Source organism: Rhodococcus sp. 320_ES (genome assembly GCF_059691855.1).
Window position 1 is genome coordinate 181,580 of record NZ_JCAWAG010000007.1, and the last position, 14,570, is coordinate 196,149.

A 14,570-nucleotide genomic window follows, 5' to 3' on the forward strand; every position below is an offset into this window, starting at 1 on the left:
CGGGCTGCTGCCGAACAAGGAGCTGGGGAACATTACTGTCGAGCAAGACTCTCACGACACCGAGCCTGGGTTGCGCCTGCCTCGGATGCGCGATCTGATCGGGGCGGTCCTGGCCGTCGTATTGGTGGTCGTCGCGGCTGTGGTCGCGAAGATGGGGAACGAGAAAATCACCCCGCTGATCACGCCCTCGGCCCGCACGTTCCGCGACTTCACCGAAGGGTCGCCGCTGTTCGCTCAGTGGCTGCCGCACGTGGGCCCCGGTACCCCGTTCGCGGTGGTGATCGCGGTCGCGATGGTTCTCTACGGCCCCGCCGTGGCGGCCCGGATGTCGTGGCGACCGTTGATGTTCACGACCTGGGCCGCCTCGTTCGGGTGGGTGCTGTCTCTCGCACTGGTCGACGGGTGGCACCGCGGCGTCGTGGAGAAGCTGACCGCGAAAGACGAGTACCTGTACGAGGTTCCGGGCGTCACCGACATTCCCGCCATGCTGAAGACGTTCACCACGCACATCGTCGACGGTCAGATCGGCTCCTGGACGACGCACGTGTCGGGTCATCCGCCGGGCGCTCTGCTCGTGTTCGTCTGGCTCGATCGCCTCGGATTGCAGGGCGGTGCCTGGGCGGGAATGTTGTGCATCCTCGTCGGATCCTCCGCCGCTGTCGCCGTGGCGATCGCAGTGCGCGCATTGGCCGGAGAGTCGCTCGCTCGGCGGGCGGTGCCGTTCCTGATCCTCGCCCCGGCCGCGATCTGGATCGGTGTGTCCGGTGACGGGTTGTTCGCCGGCGTTGCGGCGTGGGGCATTTCGTTGCTGGCCCTCGCGGCCACCCGTACCGTGTCGCGTCCCTGGATCTACGCCGTCGGTGCGGGCGTTCTCCTCGGTTTCACCGTGTACCTGAACTACGGGCTCACGCTGATGGCCATTCCGGCGCTCGCGGTCCTGATCGCCACACGCAACGCGCGGCCCTTGATCGGGGCATTGTTCGGCGCGCTTGCCGTAGCTGCGATCTTCACGGCGTACGGCTTCTGGTGGTATGACGGCTACCAACTCGTCCAGGTGCGTTACTGGCAGGGCATTGCGCAGTACCGCCCGTTCGCCTACTGGGGATGGGCAAACATCGCGTCGGCGGTGTGCGCGTTGGGTCTTGCGGTCCCGGCGGCCCTGCACAGATCGTTCGCGTGGAAGCGTCTGCGAGGGTTGTCGGGACTGTCGATGTTGGTGATCGCCGGAGTCCTCGCCATCGCGGCGGCGGACCTCAGCACCCTCAGCAAGGCGGAGACCGAACGCATCTGGCTGCCGTTCTACATGTGGGTCCTCGCGGCAACGGCGTTGCTGCCGAAGCGAACTCACCGGTTCTGGCTTGCCGTGCAGGCAATTGCCGCGTTGGCGATCAATCACCTTCTGCTCACGAATTGGTGACGGGGGCCAATCGAACGAAGCTGCGCCCGCCCAGTTCCACGGTGGTGACCACACGCAGATCCGACGCGCTGGCCAAGTCCGTCATGACCGCGGGATCCACGCGCGCCCAGTCGAACCAACCGCCGGTGGCGTCCTGGGACTCCCAGCGAACGCGCTCCGACGTCAGTCCGGTGCCCGGGCGATCCACCTCGGCGAGAACGTAACCGTCCAGCGCCACGAGCTCACGGGCACGGCGCAGCACCCGCAAGGGATCACCGCCGATGCCGATGTTGCCGTCGGCCAGCAGGACGTGCCGCCACGATCCGGCGTCGGGGATGGTGTCGAAGATGCTGCGCTGCAACGCATGTCCGCCGCGCGCGACGGTCATCTCGATGGCCGCCTCGGAGGAATCGACGCCGAGTGCGCGGATTCCACGCCGAGCGAGATCTGCGGTCAGACGGCCGGGCCCACAGCCGAGATCGAGCGTGGGTCCGTCGCAGGGAACGAGAAGAGCCATGTCGCCCACGCGGTCTCGGGTGCTCGCGGCGTCGCCGCCCAACCATCGGTTGACCGGCATGGGTGCGCGCTCACCGGACTCGCTGAGCACCCAGCACGGCTTTCCGGCCGAGGCGCTGCGGAAGAGAGTGTCGAATCCTTCGATTTGCTCGCCGAAGGTGTCCGAGTCGTCGACGGTCAGCAGCGACATACGCGACAGCTCTCGTTGTTCATGGCTGTGTATTCCACGGCGGAGCCCTCCCGAATCACAATCCGCACAATCGACGTGATGTCGACTATTGAAATCATTGTGGTCGTAATTCGGCTCCGACCGCGAATCGGATCGGTTGTGTGAGCTGTGACGCGGCAATAGCCGGCGGAATTTGCAAGTGCCCCCGGCAGGATTCGAACCTGCGGCCTTCCGCTCCGGAGGCGGACGCTCTATCCCCTGAGCTACGGGGGCGCATCGACATGCGATGTGCCTGTTGGGCGCTGCCAGCCTATCTCATGGCTGGATCGTCGATCAGAGGGGTTGCGCACCCTTCTGAGAGAGCATCTGCGTCATCAACTGTGCCTCGGAGGTCTGCGTGTCGACCATGGTCTGCGCGAGTTGGCGCACCGCGGCCGTCTCGGCGTAGGTGGCGCCGTACTGCATCATCTCGAGGCCGCCCTGGTGGTGCCGGAGCATCAACTGCAGGAACAGAACGTCGACCGCGGACCCTGTGGCCGTCCGGAGACGCGACATGTCGTCGGCCGAGGCCATGCCCGGCATGGTCGACACCGGGCCCGTCTCGGTGGACATCCCGGACATGGAGTGCCCGCTGTCGGCCGTCATCCAGGCCATGTAGCCGCCGGAGGACAGCGGTGCCTTGTCCCACAGTGCGAGCCACCCCTGCATCTGACCGACCTGATTCTGCTGCGTGGTCAAGATGTCGTAGGCCAAGTTCTTCACCAGCGGATCGACAGCGTTCGTGTAGCCGATCGTCGCCATCTCGATGGCCTGGTTGTGGTGGACCGTCATGTCCTGCGCGAATCCGACGTCGACCGAGTCGTCCGCCGGAATCGGGACGCCCTTGTCCGCGAGCGGCATCTGCACCAGGAAGCCCACTGCGAACCCGATCACGAGCAGACCGATGGCGCCGATCACCAGCAGCGCGGTCTTCTGACTGCGCTTCGGGACGTCGGTTTCCGAGAGCTCCGTGGTCTCCGATTCCCCGGTGCTCTGCTGCGCCTCGGTCACGGGTTGGGTGTTCCGGTCGGGATCTGCAGATCGGACGGCAGTCCGGAGCCGCCCGCCCCACCGGTCTCGGTGGCGTCGGGGGTGATGCCGGCGCCGTCCATCGGCACCGCGTCCGGACCGGGAGGTGTGGGATCGAACGGCGGCGGGTTGTCGACGTCGAACGTCTCCGGCGTGGTCGAGCAACTCGCACCGACCTCGGGGTACTGGAAGCGGTTGAGGCGCAGGGCCGAGATGAACTGGTCGATGCGCGGATCGTCCGGGCTGTCGAGCTTGAGCTGATGGCCCCACGACTGCAGCGACACCGCGTGATCGAGACCGGGGTACGGCGACATCATCGTGTATTGCTGGCCGTCGACCTTCTTGGCGAGGTCGGCGACCTGATCCGCGGACAGGTCGTCCGGGTTGTAGGTGATCCAGACAGCGCCGTGTTCGAGGCCGTGCACGGCGTTCTCGGTGCGAATCGCGTTGGGGTACACCGTGCCCATGCAGTTCGCCCACACCTGATCGTGCGGCCCACCGAACGGCGGCGACTCGTCGTAGGCCACGCGCTGGGTCGCGGCCACGTGCAACGCAGCCGGATACTGCTTCACCACGACGCCTTCGATACCGGTCGACGGATCCTGGTTGGACTCGGACGGCGCGAACTTCTGCGCCTCGACCCGGGCCTGGTACTTCGGGTACAGGTTGGCGGCGAGAACACCGATGAGAGCGATCACGACCACGACGGCGCCGATGGTGAGCCACGGAATCTGACGGCGACCCTTCGCGCCTGCGCCGGGTACACCACCCTGCTTCTTGGGCTTCTTCTTGGAAGCAGCCTTGATGGCTTTGGCTGACTTCGCGCCTTTGTCGGAACCGCTGGGCATCGGTGGTGTGCTCTTTCGTCGAGGGGAACCTGCAAGCGACTACTGTACGGACGGAGTCTGAGTACTCGCTCAGACGTGCGTCCGCAAGGCCGGTCGGGTGCACCTGACCTGTGCCCATAGAATAAGCGCCTGTGACTCCCGCCGATCTTGCCGAACTGCTCCGCGCGACCGCCGCCTCGGTGCTGGTCTCGCGCGGTCTCGATCCCGCGGTGCTCCCGGCAACGGTGACGCTGGACCGTCCACGCAACCCCGAGCACGGCGACTACGCCACCAACGTCGCGATGCAGGTGGCCAAGAAGGCCGGTGTGTCCCCCCGCGACCTCGCGTCCTGGCTCGCCGACGCACTCTCGTCCGAGGCCGCGATCGACGAGGCCACGGTTGCGGGCCCCGGCTTCCTCAACATTCGGCTGGCCAAGGCGGCGCAGGGCGCGATCGTCGAGCGTGCGCTCGCCGACGGAGTTTCCTACGGCACGTCGGACGCACTGTCCGGTACCTCGATCAACCTCGAATTCGTCTCGGCCAACCCCACCGGCCCCATTCACCTGGGCGGAACCCGGTGGGCCGCCGTCGGCGACGCGCTCGGTCGCGTACTCACCGCGCGCGGCGCGGCCGTCACTCGCGAGTACTACTTCAACGACCACGGGGCGCAGATCGACCGATTCGCGCGGTCACTGGTCGCAGTTGCTCTGGGCGAACCCACCCCGGACGACGGATACGCCGGTGCCTATCTGTCCGACATCGCCGCGGGTGTGCTGGCCGAGCGACCCGACGCGCTCGAGTTGGCGCCGGAGGATCGTCAGGAAGTGTTCCGCGCGATCGGCGTCGACAAGATGTTCTCCCAGATCAAAGCCAACCTGCACGAGTTCGGCACCGATTTCGACGTCTACTTCCACGAGAACTCCCTGTTCGAGTCGGGAGCGGTGGAGAAGGCCGTCGAGACGCTCCGCACGTCGGGCAAGTTGTACGAGAAGGACGGCGCGTGGTGGCTGCGCAGCACCGACTTCGGCGACGACAAGGACCGGGTGGTGATCAAGAGCGACGGCAACGCCGCTTATATCGCCGGTGACATCGCGTACTTCCAGGACAAGCGTTCGCGCGGATTCGACCTCTGCATCTACATGCTGGGCGCCGACCATCACGGATACATCGGCAGGCTCAAGGCCGCAGCGGCCGCGTTCGGCGACGACCCGGACACCGTGGAGGTTCTCATCGGTCAGATGGTGAACCTGGTCTCGGACGGTGTCGCGGTCAAGATGAGCAAGCGGGCGGGCACCGTCATCACGCTCGACGACCTGGTCGAGGCCATCGGAGTCGACGCCGCGCGGTACGTGCTGGTGCGGTCGTCGGTGGATTCGAGCATCGACATCGACCTTGCGCTGTGGTCGTCGCAGAGCAGCGACAACCCGGTCTACTACGTGCAGTACGCGCACGCGCGACTCTGCTCGCTCGCCGTCGGAGCCGCGGAACTCGGCGTGAGCTCCGACGACCCGGACTTCTCGTTGCTCACCCACGAGGCGGAGGGCGATCTGATCAGGACCATCGGGGAGTACCCGCGGGTGGTGGCCAGTGCCGCCGATCTTCGTGAGCCGCACCGCATCGCGCGGTATCTCGAGGAGCTGGCCGGGTCCTACCACCGTTTCTACGGCGCGTGCCGAGTGTTGCCGCAGGGCGACGAGCAGCCGGCGCCTCTGCACACCGCGCGCCTGGCGCTCGGCAACGCAACTCGCCAGGTCCTCGCCAACGGGCTCGGACTCCTCGGCGTGACCGCACCGGAGAAAATGTGAACGCGCATCCCGCCGGCCCCCGGCACGCAGAGGGTTCCCCCGTGTCGTCCGCGCCGGAACGGCCCACCGCCGCCGCGTCGACGTCGTTGCCGGAGAAGATCTTTCCGCGCAACGCGACGCGAGACGACGACGGTGTGCTGTCCGTCGCCGGCGTGAAGGTCACCGACCTCGCTGCCGAGTACGGCACGCCGCTCTTCGTCATCGACGAGGACGATTTCCGCTCGCGCTGCCGGGACATGGCGGCCGCGTTCGGCGCCCCCGAGCGAGTTCACTACGCGTCCAAGGCGTTCCTGTGCGGAGAGATCGCTCGCTGGGTGGCCGACGAAGGCCTCTCGCTCGACGTGTGCTCCGGCGGCGAGCTGGCGATCGCGCTGCACGCCGGCTTCCCCGCGGATCGAATTGCCATGCACGGCAACAACAAATCCCGTGCCGAGCTCGAAGCCGGCGTCCGCGCGGGCGTCGAGCACGTGGTGCTGGACTCGATGACCGAGATCGACCGTCTCGACCAGGTCGCCGGTGAACTCGGGTCCGTGCAGGACGTTCTGATTCGCATCACAGTGGGCGTCGAGGCCCACACCCACGAGTTCATCGCCACCGCCCACGAGGATCAGAAGTTCGGATTCTCGCTTGCGGACGGTTCTGCGCTCGCTGCCGTGCGTCGGGTGTTCGAGACCGACAATCTGCGACTCGTCGGTCTGCACAGCCACATCGGGTCGCAGATCTTCGAGGTCGACGGGTTCGAACTCGCCGCCCACCGCGTGATCGGACTCCTCCGCGACGTCGTGGCCGAGTTCGGGGTCGACAAGACCTCGCAGATCTCGGTGGTCGATCTCGGTGGCGGCATGGGCATCCACTACGTGCCCGGCGACGATCCGCCTCCGGTGGACGAGCTGGCGGCGAAGTTGACGAACATCGTCGAGACCGAGTCCGCCGCAGCGGGTTTGCCGACACCGACTCTCGCGGTCGAGCCCGGACGGGCCATCGCCGGACCCGGAACGGTGACGCTGTACGAGGTGGGAACGGTCAAGGACGTCACGGTCGGGTCCACACTGACGCGTCGCTACATCAGCGTCGACGGCGGTATGAGCGACAACATTCGTACCTCGCTCTATCAGGCCGAGTACGTCGGACGTCTGGTCTCGCGTGACTCCGACGCCGAGCCGGTGCTGGCGCGAATCGTCGGAAAGCATTGCGAGAGTGGCGACATCGTGATTCGTGATACGTGGCAGCCGGCCGACCTCGGTCCCGGGGACCTGTTCGCCGTGGCCGCCACCGGCGCCTACTGCTATTCCATGTCGAGCCGCTACAACCTGCTGCCGCGCCCCGCGGTGGTGGCTGTGCGGGCCGGCGAAGCGCGACTCGTGCTCCGCCGAGAAACCTTCGACGATCTTCTCAGCCTGGAGGTAAGCAAGTGAGCGCACCGTCGGTACACCCCATCGGGGTCGCCGTTCTCGGTCTCGGCAACGTCGGCACCGAGGTGGTCCGCATAATCCAGGAGAACGCGGGCGACCTGGAAGCACGCGTCGGTGCTCCGATCGTGCTGCGCGGCATCGCCGTTCGCACGCTGGGGGACCGCGGCGTGTCCGAGGATCTGCTGACCACCGATCCGCACGCGCTGGTCGCTCGCGACGACGTCGACATCGTCGTCGAGGTCTTCGGCGGCATCGAGCCGGCGAAGGAGCTGATGCTCAGTGCGTTGAACGCCGGCAAGTCGGTGGTCACCGCCAACAAGGCACTGCTGGCCGAGTACACCGGTGAGCTCGCCGAAGCGGCCGAGAACCACCGCGCGGACCTGTATTTCGAGGCGGCTGTCGCCGGAGCGATTCCGGTTGTTCGTCCGCTCATGCAGTCCCTGGCGGGAGATCGAGTCGACCGGGTCATCGGCATCGTCAACGGCACCACGAACTTCATTCTGTCCGCGATGGATTCGACCGGAGCAGACTACTCGGAGACCCTGGCCGAGGCGGGCCGACTCGGTTACGCCGAGGCCGATCCCACCGCCGACGTCGAAGGGTTCGACGCCGCAGCGAAGGCCGCCATCCTCGCCTCGTTGGCGTTCCACACCCGCGTGACGGCCGCCGACGTGTACCGCGAGGGCATCTCGTCCATCACCGCCGACGACCTGGCCACCGCTCGTGCGCTCGACTGCACCGTCAAGCTCCTCGCGCTGTGCGAACGTGTGGTCGATCAGGACGGCAAGGAAAGCATCTCCGTTCGCGTCTATCCCGCCCTGGTGCCGCTCTCGCACCCCCTGGCGTCGGTGAACGGTGCGTTCAACGCCGTCGTCGTCGAGGCGAAGGCGGCCGGCCGGCTGATGTTCTACGGTCAGGGCGCCGGCGGTGCTCCCACCGCGTCCGCGGTCATGGGCGATCTGGTGATGGCGGCGCGCAACAAGGTGTTCGGCGGCCGCGGTCCGGCCGATTCGACCTACGCCAAGCTCCCCATCGCGCCGATGGGCGACACGCCCACGCGGTACCACGTCAACATGCAGGTCTCCGACCGTGCCGGCGTGTTGTCCGCTGTCGCAGCCGAATTCGCCAAGTTCGACGTCAGCATCTCCACGGTGCGGCAGGAGGGTGCCGGTGAACACGCCCGCCTCGTCGTCGTGACGCACCGCGCCACCGATTCCGCCCTGGCGGCCACCGTGAAGTCCTTGTCGGGCCTCGAGTTCGTCAACGACGTCACCAGCGTTCTCCGATTGGAAGGCACTTCCGAATGACGACCACCACGCAGCCCGTACACACCCCGTGGCCTGGGTTGATCGCCGCCTACCGCGATCGTCTCGCCATCGGTTCCAACTGGACCCCGATCACGTTGCGCGAGGGCGGAACTCCGCTTCTCCCCGCCGAGCGGCTGTCCGAGCTGACCGGGTGCGAGGTGCACGTCAAGGTCGAAGGCCTCAACCCGACGGGGTCGTTCAAGGACCGCGGCATGACCATGGCGGTCACCGATGCGCTTGCTCGTGGGCAGCGCGCCGTGCTGTGCGCCTCCACCGGAAACACCTCGGCCTCGGCTGCGGCGTACGCGGCCAAGGCGGGCATGACCTGTGCGGTGTTGATTCCGCAGGGCAAGATCGCGATGGGCAAGCTGGCGCAGGCGCTCATGCACGGCGCCAGGATCATTCAGGTCGAAGGCAACTTCGACGACTGCCTGGAACTCGCCCGCAAGACCACCGCGGAGTTCCCCACCATCGGGCTCGTCAACTCGGTCAACCCGGTGCGCATCGACGGTCAGAAGACCGCCGCCTTCGAGATCTGCGACGCGCTCGGCGACGCCCCGGACGTCCACGTCCTCCCGGTCGGCAACGCCGGCAACATCACCGCCTACTGGCGCGGATACAGCGAGTACTACACCGACGGACTCACCACACGCCGTCCGCGAATGCTCGGCGTTCAGGCGGCCGGTGCGGCACCTCTGGTGCACGGTGCGCCCGTGAAGAACCCGGACACGATCGCGACGGCGATTCGGATCGGTTCGCCCGCCTCGTGGAACGGCGCAATGACCGCCAAGGAAGAGTCCGGCGGCGCGTTCCGGGCCGCGACGGACGACGAGATCCTCGAGGCGTACCGGTTGCTCGCGTCGACCGAAGGTATCTTCGTCGAACCTGCGTCCGCGGCATCGATCGCCGGCCTGATCGCGGCGAGCCGAGAAGGATGGCTCGACCGTGGACTCAAGGTCGTGTGCACGGTCACCGGCAACGGTCTCAAGGATTCGGACACCGCACTGCTCGGAATGACCGAGGTGCAGCCGATCCCGGTCGATCCCGTTGCAGTGGCGTCGGCACTCGAACTGGCCTGACGACGGCGACGATGACTGCGACACTGCCCACCGGACTGTCCGCGCGAGCGCGCGTGCCGGCGTCGAGTGCCAACCTCGGTCCCGGATTCGACTGTCTCGGAATGGCTTTGGGGCTCTACGACGAGATCGTCGTGACCGTCGCCGCATCCGGGTTGGACATCCGAGTCGAGGGCGAAGGCGCCGACGACGTTCCCTGGGGCCCATCGCATCTCGTCGTGCGCGCCATCGAACGTGGCCTCGAGTCCGCGGGCGTGTGGGCGGACGGTCTTTCTGTGGTGTGTCACAACTCCATTCCCCACTCGCGCGGTCTCGGGTCGTCGGCGTCCGCCGTGGTCGGTGGGTTGGCAGCGGCAAACGCGCTGGCCGCCAAGATGAGTGCCGAGCTCGAGCTGAGTGCGGCGCAGATGGTGCAACTGGCCTCGGAGTTCGAGGGTCACCCCGACAACGCGTCGGCGAGCGTCCTCGGGGGAGCGGTGGTGTCCTGGAGTGAAGAGGCCGGCCCGCCGGAAGGTCCCCGCACCTTCGCGGCGACGCGACTCGAAGTGCACCCGGACGTCCGCGCCACCGTGTTCATCCCGCGGGAACGATCCTCGACCGTGCACACGCGCGGGCTGCTTCCCGAATTGGTGCCACACCGCGACGCGGCTTTCAACGCGGGACGAACAGGTCTCGCGGTCGTGGCCCTGACGTCGCACCCGGAACTGCTGATGGCGGCCACCGAAGACCGGCTGCATCAGCCGTACCGCGCCTCTGCACTGCCTCTGACCACGCGTTGGGTGCGCGAAATTCGCAGCCGGGGTTTCGCGGCCACCGTGTCCGGAGCGGGCCCCACCGTCCTTGCCCTGAGCACCGAGCCGCTGCCGCACGACCTGGTCGAATCGGCGCGGGACGAGGGAATGAAAGTCCTCGAGTTGGACGTTGCAGAGGGCGTAGCGGTCGACTGAGCGCGGCGCGCGCAGGTCGGTTCTTGCCCGCGCCGAGGTGTGCGGCTATTCTGGCAATCGTCCGCACATCGTGCGCATCTGGCGCCGGTCTTCACACAGGGCGAAATTCTATTCGTAGCCTCCCCCTGGTTCTCTACTGAGACCGATTCTGCAACCGACGCGAACGAACACGGCACAACCGGGTTCGAAATGACTCGAACCTCGGGACGAACCCTCGCTTTGGCGCACAGTGCGCGCGAGGGAAGGAAAGGACCTCCGTGACCGATACGGACCTCATTGCTGTTCCCGATTCCACCTCGGCTCCCCGCGCAGCCTCTCGTCGCGGTGCGGGTCTGTCGTCGATGGTGTTGACCGAGCTGCGGAGCCTCGCCACCGAGCTGGGCATCAAGGGTGTCTCCGGGATGCGCAAGGGCGCGCTCGTCGAGGCCATCGAATCGCGCCAGGTGCCGCCGCCGCGCCGCGAGAGCGCTCCGGCGCAGGAGCCAGCTGCCGCTGCGGCACCCGCAGCCGAGACGACGCAGGCGTCTCCGTCGGACGACGCCGATTCCGCAGGGCCTCGTCGCACCCGAGCACGCCGCGGTGCGACCCGCCGTGCCGGCGCTGCCGATTCGGAAGCCGGTTCTGCCGCGCCCTCCACGCAGGACGCACCGGCTACCGCCGAGACCGCACCGGCCGCGCCGACCGAATCTGCGCCCGCCGAGGCGGCGCCCACCGAATCTGCGCCCACCGAATCTGCTCCCACCGAATCTGCGCCCACCGAGGAACGCACCGGTGGCAACGGACAGGGTCAGTCGGACCGCCAGGGCGGAAACGACCGACCGCGTCGCGAGCGTCAGAACAACAACGATCGCCAGGGCAACGGCGAGCGTCAGAACAACAACGATCGCCAGGGAAACAACGATCGTCAGAACAACAGCGACCGCCAGGGCAACGGCGACCGCCAGGGCACCAACGATCGTCAGAACAACGGCGACCGCCAGCCGCGCAACGATCGCAACAACGACCGAAACAACAACGATCGCAACAACAACGACCGGCAGAACAACGGTCCGCGCGACGACAATCGTCAGCAGGACGACGAGGGAGACGGTCGGGGCAGGCGGGGCCGCAGGTTCCGTGAGCGTCGTCGTGGACGCGACCGCGACGGTGCCCCCGACGGCAACCAGCGCGAGCCGGAGATCCGGGAAGACGACGTTCTGCAGCCGGTTGCCGGCATCCTCGACGTGCTCGACAACTATGCGTTCGTGCGGACGTCCGGGTACCTCGCCGGACCCAACGACGTGTACGTGTCCATGAACCTCGTCCGCCGCAACGGATTGCGTCGTGGTGACGCCATCACCGGTGCGGTCAAGGTGGCCAAGGACGGCGGCGATCAGGGCAACTCGCGGCAGAAGTTCAACCCGCTGGTTCGCCTCGACACCGTCAACGGTGCCGAGCCCGACGCAGCCCGGAAGCGGCCCGAGTTCAACAAGCTCACGCCGCTCTACCCGAACCAGCGTCTGCGCCTCGAGACCACGCCGAACATCCTGACCACGCGCATCATCGACCTGGTCATGCCCATCGGTAAGGGTCAGCGTGCGCTGATCGTCAGCCCGCCCAAGGCCGGTAAGACGAGCGTGCTGCAGGCCATCGCCAACGCGATCGCCGTGAACAACCCCGAGTGCTATCTGATGGTCATCCTCGTCGACGAGCGACCCGAAGAAGTCACGGACATGCAGCGCAGCGTGAAGGGTGAGGTCATCGCCTCGACCTTCGACCGGCCGCCGGGCGATCACACGTCCGTCGCGGAGCTCGCCATCGAGCGCGCGAAGCGTCTGGTCGAGGACGGCCGCGACGTCGTCGTGTTGCTCGACTCGATCACGCGTCTGGGCCGTGCGTACAACAACAGCTCGCCCGCATCGGGCCGCATCCTCTCCGGTGGTGTCGATTCGACTGCGCTGTACCCGCCGAAACGTTTCCTCGGTGCCGCTCGCAACATCGAGCACGGTGGATCGCTGACGATCATCGCGACGGCCATGGTCGAAACCGGGTCGACCGGTGACACCGTGATCTTCGAGGAGTTCAAGGGCACGGGTAACGCCGAGCTCAAGCTCGATCGCAAGATCGCCGAGCGTCGCGTGTTCCCCGCGGTCGACATCAACCCGTCCAGCACCCGCCACGACGAGTTGCTGCTCAGCCCCGACGAGGCAGCTGTGGTGCACAAGCTCCGGCGCGTGCTCTCCGGTCTCGACTCGCATCAGGCCATCGACCTGCTGGTGGACCGTCTGAAGAAGAGCAAGAACAACATCGAGTTCCTCATGGAGGTCTCGAAGACGGCGCCGGGCGGGAACGACAACTAGTTCGCTTCGCCGAGAGTGGAGCATTCGTCCCGCCGGCCGGGACGAATGCTCCACTCTTGTCGTTGCACGGACCGGATCGAAGGTGCCCCGGCTTCTCGCACCCCGAATCGGCGGTGCCCGACGCAATTCCGGGCTGTCCGACCACCGAGGAATAGATCGAACTGCCGCCCGGTTGTGAGGATTACCAGCTCAGAGAGCCCATCTGGCATACTGAGCGGCTGAGTCCGGTTCCGGTTCACGTCCTCGATTGGCGAGGTCGACCCGGCGACCATGAAAGGGACACCCATGAAGGCAGGAATCCACCCGAGCTACAACGCGACGACCGTCGTGTGTGGTTGCGGAAATACTTTCGAGACGCACAGCACGTCCACGGCCGGACGCATCAACGTCGAGGTCTGCTCGCAGTGCCACCCGTTCTACACGGGTAAGCAGAAGATCCTCGACACCGGCGGCCGCGTTGCTCGCTTCGAGGCTCGCTACGGCAAGCGCGCCGGCAAGAAGGCCGACGCAGACAGCTAGCTTCTCCACAGACGCCCGTCCTGAGCTCCGCGCTCGGGGCGGGCGTCTGTTCTTTCTCCACGACATGTTCATCACCGACGACTGGGAGCACGAACATGGCACGCACCACCTCCCCGTCCGCCATCGACGACATCCTGGCGGAGCACGAGGGGCTCGAGCGCGAGCTCGCCGACCCGGCTCTGCACAACGACCCGGCCGCTGCCCGCCGCGCCGGCAAGCGCTTCGCCCAGCTCGCCCCCATCATGAGCGTCCACGCCAAGCTGTCCGCTGCGCGAGACGACCTCGAAGCCGCGCGCGAACTGGCTGCTGACGATTCGAGCTTCGCCGCGGAAATCCCGGCCCTCGAAGCCACTGTCCTCGAACTCGACACGGCTCTGACCGATCTGCTCGCACCACGTGATCCGCACGACTCGGAAGACATCGTGATGGAGGTCAAATCCGGTGAGGGCGGCGAGGAGTCGGCGTTGTTCGCATCCGACCTCGCTCGCATGTACGTCCGGTACGCGGAGCGCCGCGGCTGGAAGGTCGAGATCCTTGACGCCACCGTGTCCGATCTCGGTGGATACAAGGACGCCACGCTGTCCATCAAGTCCAAAGGTGATGCGGCGGACGGTGTCTGGGCTAGGCTCAAATTCGAGGGCGGTGTGCACCGCGTCCAGCGTGTGCCCGTCACCGAGTCGCAGGGACGCGTACACACCTCGGCCGCAGGCATTCTCGTCTACCCCGAGCCCGAGGAGGTCGAGGACGTCCAGATCGACGAGGGCGACCTGCGGATCGACGTCTACCGCTCGTCCGGCAAGGGTGGGCAGGGCGTCAACACCACCGACTCGGCGGTACGCATCACGCACCTCCCCACCGGCATCGTCGTCACCTGCCAGAACGAACGCTCGCAACTGCAGAACAAGGCCCGCGCCATGGTGGTGCTCGCCGCGCGTCTGCAGGCTGCTGCCGAGGAAGCTGCAGACCAGGAGGCCGCCGCCGGTCGCGCCAGTCAGGTCCGCACGGTCGACCGTTCCGAGCGCATCCGCACCTACAACTTTCCCGAGAACCGCATCACCGATCACCGGATCGGGTTCAAGTCCCACAACCTCGACGCCGTTCTCGACGGCGAGCTCGATCCGTTGCTCGACGCCCTCGCCGCAGCCGATCGTGCGGCCCGGCTGCAAGCGGAGTGACCTGCGTAAGCTGA

12 protein-coding genes and 1 tRNA gene are annotated in these 14,570 nt (G+C 66.8%); 9 read left to right on the top strand and 4 right to left on the bottom strand.

Annotation, left to right across the window (positions count from 1 at the left end; genetic code table 11):
* The first annotated feature begins 85 nt into the window (after positions 1 to 85).
* On the top strand, positions 86 to 1,417 hold the full coding sequence (locus AC59JP_RS22690) for a hypothetical protein (RefSeq protein WP_497328111.1): 1,332 nt from the start codon (positions 86 to 88) through the stop codon (positions 1,415 to 1,417).
* Here AC59JP_RS22690 and AC59JP_RS22695 read toward each other — a convergent pair.
* The 4 genes from AC59JP_RS22695 to AC59JP_RS22710 all read right to left on the bottom strand — a co-directional run bounded on the left by AC59JP_RS22695 (position 1,404) and on the right by AC59JP_RS22710 (position 3,997).
* Positions 1,404 to 2,102, bottom strand: a complete 699-nt coding sequence (locus AC59JP_RS22695; protein WP_497328113.1) for a methyltransferase domain-containing protein — start codon at positions 2,100 to 2,102, stop codon at positions 1,404 to 1,406. The genes AC59JP_RS22690 and AC59JP_RS22695 overlap by 14 nt on opposite strands.
* A 179-nt stretch (positions 2,103 to 2,281) precedes the next feature.
* A tRNA-Arg gene (locus tag AC59JP_RS22700) sits at positions 2,282 to 2,354 on the bottom strand.
* Between the two features lie 60 nt (positions 2,355 to 2,414).
* Positions 2,415 to 3,131 carry a DUF305 domain-containing protein gene (locus AC59JP_RS22705; protein ID WP_497328115.1) on the bottom strand — a complete coding sequence of 239 codons (717 nt, stop codon included), beginning with the start codon at positions 3,129 to 3,131 and terminating at the stop codon, positions 2,415 to 2,417.
* Positions 3,128 to 3,997 carry a thioredoxin-like domain-containing protein gene (locus AC59JP_RS22710; protein ID WP_497328117.1) on the bottom strand — a complete coding sequence of 290 codons (870 nt, stop codon included), beginning with the start codon at positions 3,995 to 3,997 and terminating at the stop codon, positions 3,128 to 3,130. The genes AC59JP_RS22705 and AC59JP_RS22710 overlap by 4 nt, the downstream gene beginning before the upstream one ends.
* A 131-nt stretch (positions 3,998 to 4,128) precedes the next feature.
* Between AC59JP_RS22710 and argS the strand changes: the two genes are divergently transcribed.
* The 8 genes from argS to prfA all read left to right on the top strand — a co-directional run bounded on the left by argS (position 4,129) and on the right by prfA (position 14,556).
* Positions 4,129 to 5,781 (top strand): arginine--tRNA ligase, encoded by a 1,653-nt coding sequence (gene argS / locus AC59JP_RS22715; RefSeq protein WP_497328119.1) that lies wholly within the window; start codon positions 4,129 to 4,131, stop codon positions 5,779 to 5,781.
* A complete protein-coding gene (lysA, locus tag AC59JP_RS22720) occupies positions 5,778 to 7,196 on the top strand; it encodes a diaminopimelate decarboxylase (protein WP_497328121.1) in 1,419 nt (472 codons plus the stop codon). Before argS ends, lysA begins: the two co-directional genes overlap by 4 nt.
* Positions 7,193 to 8,500: a homoserine dehydrogenase gene (locus tag AC59JP_RS22725; protein WP_497328123.1), complete on the top strand. Its 1,308-nt coding sequence runs from the start codon at positions 7,193 to 7,195 to the stop codon at positions 8,498 to 8,500. Before lysA ends, AC59JP_RS22725 begins: the two co-directional genes overlap by 4 nt.
* Positions 8,497 to 9,579, top strand: coding sequence for a threonine synthase (gene thrC / locus AC59JP_RS22730; protein WP_497328125.1), 1,083 nt, complete (start codon positions 8,497 to 8,499; stop codon positions 9,577 to 9,579). Before AC59JP_RS22725 ends, thrC begins: the two co-directional genes overlap by 4 nt.
* Positions 9,580 to 9,590: 11 nt before the next feature.
* Positions 9,591 to 10,523 (top strand): homoserine kinase, encoded by a 933-nt coding sequence (gene thrB, locus AC59JP_RS22735; protein ID WP_497328127.1) that lies wholly within the window; start codon positions 9,591 to 9,593, stop codon positions 10,521 to 10,523.
* Positions 10,524 to 10,780: 257 nt separating this feature from the next.
* Positions 10,781 to 12,862 (top strand): transcription termination factor Rho, encoded by a 2,082-nt coding sequence (rho, locus tag AC59JP_RS22740; RefSeq protein WP_497328129.1) that lies wholly within the window; start codon positions 10,781 to 10,783, stop codon positions 12,860 to 12,862.
* Positions 12,863 to 13,147: 285 nt separating this feature from the next.
* On the top strand, positions 13,148 to 13,381 hold the full coding sequence (rpmE, locus tag AC59JP_RS22745) for a 50S ribosomal protein L31 (RefSeq protein WP_497328131.1): 234 nt from the start codon (positions 13,148 to 13,150) through the stop codon (positions 13,379 to 13,381).
* 95 nt (positions 13,382 to 13,476) lie between these two features.
* On the top strand, positions 13,477 to 14,556 hold the full coding sequence (gene prfA / locus AC59JP_RS22750) for a peptide chain release factor 1 (RefSeq protein ID WP_497328133.1): 1,080 nt from the start codon (positions 13,477 to 13,479) through the stop codon (positions 14,554 to 14,556).
* Positions 14,557 to 14,570: the final 14 nt, after the last annotated feature.

Bases quoted from the DNA above. Each gene is read 5' to 3' on its own strand.
- AC59JP_RS22690 (WP_497328111.1), top strand. From the start codon at position 86: ATGCGCGATCTGATCGGGGCGGTCCTGGCCGTCGTATTGGTGGTCGTC.
- AC59JP_RS22695 (WP_497328113.1), bottom strand. From the start codon at position 2,102: ATGTCGCTGCTGACCGTCGACGACTCGGACACCTTCGGCGAGCAAATC.
- AC59JP_RS22710 (WP_497328117.1), bottom strand. From the start codon at position 3,997: ATGCCCAGCGGTTCCGACAAAGGCGCGAAGTCAGCCAAAGCCATCAAG.
- thrC (WP_497328125.1), top strand. From the start codon at position 8,497: ATGACGACCACCACGCAGCCCGTACACACCCCGTGGCCTGGGTTGATC.
- thrB (WP_497328127.1), top strand. From the start codon at position 9,591: ATGACTGCGACACTGCCCACCGGACTGTCCGCGCGAGCGCGCGTGCCG.
- rpmE (WP_497328131.1), top strand. From the start codon at position 13,148: ATGAAGGCAGGAATCCACCCGAGCTACAACGCGACGACCGTCGTGTGT.
- prfA (WP_497328133.1), top strand. From the start codon at position 13,477: ATGGCACGCACCACCTCCCCGTCCGCCATCGACGACATCCTGGCGGAG.